Annotated in this window: 1 protein-coding gene and 1 pseudogene; both read right to left on the bottom strand. The window is 60.0% G+C overall.

Features of this window, described 5'->3' with window-relative positions; translation table 11 throughout:
- Positions 1-18: 18 nt before the first annotated feature.
- Positions 19-2,649 (bottom strand): DEAD/DEAH box helicase family protein, encoded by a 2,631-nt coding sequence (locus tag ACNKH6_RS11035; RefSeq protein ID WP_417915615.1) that lies wholly within the window; start codon positions 2,647-2,649, stop codon positions 19-21.
- A pseudogene (locus tag ACNKH6_RS11030) lies at positions 2,649-3,032 on the bottom strand (site-specific DNA-methyltransferase); the annotation flags it as partial. The gene ACNKH6_RS11035 and the pseudogene ACNKH6_RS11030, both read right to left, overlap by 1 nt.

Raw genomic sequence — 3,032 nt, 5'->3', positions numbered from 1 at the left:
GGCGCATACAAATGAGCTTCAGCACGTTTTCCCGGCAAAAGCCCTTCTGACCGCCGCATAATCTTTGTCTTTGGGCATGACAAAAAGACAGTCTCCGCCGCTGCGGGCGGCCCACAGCTCGCCAAGGGCTTGCTTCTCTTTGGCATCCTCATTCCATAAATGGCCGCCTTTGTATTCGACAGCGGCAGTCCGCCCGTCCTTGAGCTTGCAGACAAAATCAGGATAGAACTTGTCCGTTGCGGTCTGAAGCCAAAACGACTGCCCCGGACGGCGGGCCGGATTGCGCACCCAAAACGCAACTTCCTCCAGCCGGTCTATGAACTGGGCGCATTCAAACTCTTCGCCTTTGTCTTCCAAGTCGCCTATTTCCGGGTAATAGTGCTTCTGAAAGAGGTATCTGCCCTTGTAGGGCTTGGAATAGGCGTACTGGCGGGGATCAGCGGCAAAGGCAAAGCAGATGTCCGGTGAGACAGCCACGTCCGCCTGTCCGCCGAAAAGCAGGGCTTGATACGCTTTGCGCCGGGCATTCTGCCGATGCTGATTGATTTTCTTTTCCGCCACGTTGCGGAGCCGGTACTTGTCCAAAAGAAGCTGCTCCAAGGTGAAGCCGCGCTGATCGGACAGGGCCAGCGCAAGGCGGGTCAGGAAAATGCCGCTGTCTGCCGGGTCAATGTCAGGATGAGGAATGTTTCGGTCAAGCCAGTCAACCAATCCGGCCACAGTCCAGCGTCTGTCCGCCGCAAACAGCTCAAGCTGGCGGCCCTGCACTCCGGCGATGAATTTTGCCGCAATCCTGCCCTGCTCTGTGATGTCAATCTCGCCGCTCTCGCCTTCCAGCCGCACGGCGGAATATTCCTCTTCGGTCAGCAGCGCATCGCAGTCCGCCAGCTTCCACGGATAATCGAGAAAATGGCTTTCCTCGAACGGTTCAAACAGCTTGCCCTGCCGGATTGAGAGCAGCGGCACGGCAAAAGGAATGTTCTGTTCCGCCGGGGCGCGTCTGTCCGGCTCTTTGCCGGTGGAAATGCGGAAAGCGCGGTCAACTCCGGCGCGGCCTTCGGCAGTCACGCAGACTGCCCTGATTTCCTCCAGCTCCTGCCCGCTCATCGCGCCGGTGAAGGAAAACCGTTTCTTCTCCGCATCATAAACAACTTTCCGGCGCACCGCTTCCGGCAGGTTGGCCAGCTTGAGCGGCTCCGGCATGGCAACCGTGGTCACGCCCATGAAAGACTGCTCGAACGGCAACCGCTGCGGCTCAATCCTGCCGGGAACAATCAGGTCTGCCGCCTCCTGCTTCTCAAAGCCGTGCTGGACAAGGGCATCTGTCAGCGCAGCCGCTATTTCGGAAAAGCTCTCAGATTTGGCGAAGGCGTAGGCTGCGTTCAGGCTCTCCTGCGTTTTCCGGGCCGCGCCGGGCAGCCGCATGACCCGGCCTAAAATCTGCTCAACCGCAGTTGCGGAGCGGGATTCCGCCAAGCTGCACAGCACATAGGCGAAAGGGCAGTCCCAGCCTTCCCGCAATGCCTGCACGGTGATGACGTAGCGGACAGGCACATCCTGCCGGGCAAGGTCTATTCCGTCCAGCTCCTTTGCCGTGCTGGTGGCAATGGCTATCTGCTCTTCCGGGATGCGGTGGTCAGTCAGCAGGCAGCGTTTCACAACCTCCACGGTCAGGGTCTCCCGGCCCTTCTGCTGCGGCTGGGCTTGAATGAGCATCACCGGGCGGATGTATTCGCCGGTCTGCTGCCGCTCCAATTGCGCGGCCTGCTCCAGCCCGTTCCGGCAGTGGACAGCATCAGCCAGCAGCTCGTGCCAGTCCGGCCTTGTCTCAAGGCGGATGGGCAGCTTGATCATCTGCGCCGCCTTCAGATCAGCGGCAGACGCGCTGAACAGCACGTTGCTGGGATGCTCTTTTCTGGCAGGCGTGGCGGTGAACTCGACAATGCAGGAAGGGTGAAACCGCGCCAGCGTGTCGAACGAAAGGGCAGTCCGGGCGTTGTGGGCCTCGTCAACAATGACCACAGGCCGCCGCAGACGCAGGACATTGGCCAGCGAATGGAGAATATTGCCGCCTTCGCCCCGCTCCAGCGCAGCCGTGACCTGCGGGGGCAGGCCGCTGAAATGCTCCATCAGGTCGCCGGAATCCCGGTACACCCTGCGGCCTATGGTGTCTTCCACCCGGAACGCCTGCATGGTGGCGACAATAATTGCCGCTTCTCCGTCAAGCTGCGCCCGTTTCAAGGACAGGGCTTCCTGCACCTCCAAAACGCTGACCGCGCCCAAGGCAGCCTCAACCGCCTGCCTGTACGGATGACGGCGGCTGCGCAAGGCGTTGACGGTCTGCGTCAAAATGGCGTTGGAAGGGACAATCCAGAGAACAAGGGGAAACTCTGTCTGCACCAGCTCCTGCGCCGCTATGCCAATGCTGTGGCAGGCGACAATGGTTTTGCCGCCGCCGGTGGGAATGCGCAGGCAGACATAGGGCAGGCCGGGCAGCTCCTTGACCTCGTTGTACAGGCTTTTCAAGCCCAGCGTTCTGCCTGTGACCGTGTGAAAGGCTGGGCTGGCTTCTTCGGTGCGGCAGCATTCCTGAAAATAGTCCCGCAGCGCGTCCAAGGCCCATTGCTGATAGTCTTTGAGGGCCAGCATCAGTCCACCTTCAAAGCGTAGGGAATCTGGTGAAAGGTGATTTGCTCCTGCGCCAGTCGGGACTGACCGACACGGCAGCTTGTGCCATATATCGTTTTGGGGCCGAAATGAGGCGGCAGAACGTCCAGCACTGCACGGGTAAGGGCATTGCCCCCTTGCGCGGCTTTGTCGTTTAAAACACCATTGTAGAGCAAATAAACGGCAACACCCTCATGCACACCGATCAGCGGCGACTTACCGGAAATTGCATCCGGCAGCGGCAGCCCTGTTTCCCGGAGATAGACAAAGCGGGCAAGGTCAATGAACGACACGGTTTCCGCTATCTGGCCGCTGCTGTCAAACAGGGTTTCACCAAGGCGGCAGTATTGGAAGCCGCCGCCCAG

The organism is Candidatus Electronema sp. JM, assembly GCF_048287415.1.
Lineage (GTDB): Bacteria > Desulfobacterota > Desulfobulbia > Desulfobulbales > Desulfobulbaceae > Electronema.
Note: the sequence above shows the minus strand (reverse complement) of the source record. Positions and strands in the feature narration are given on the sequence as shown.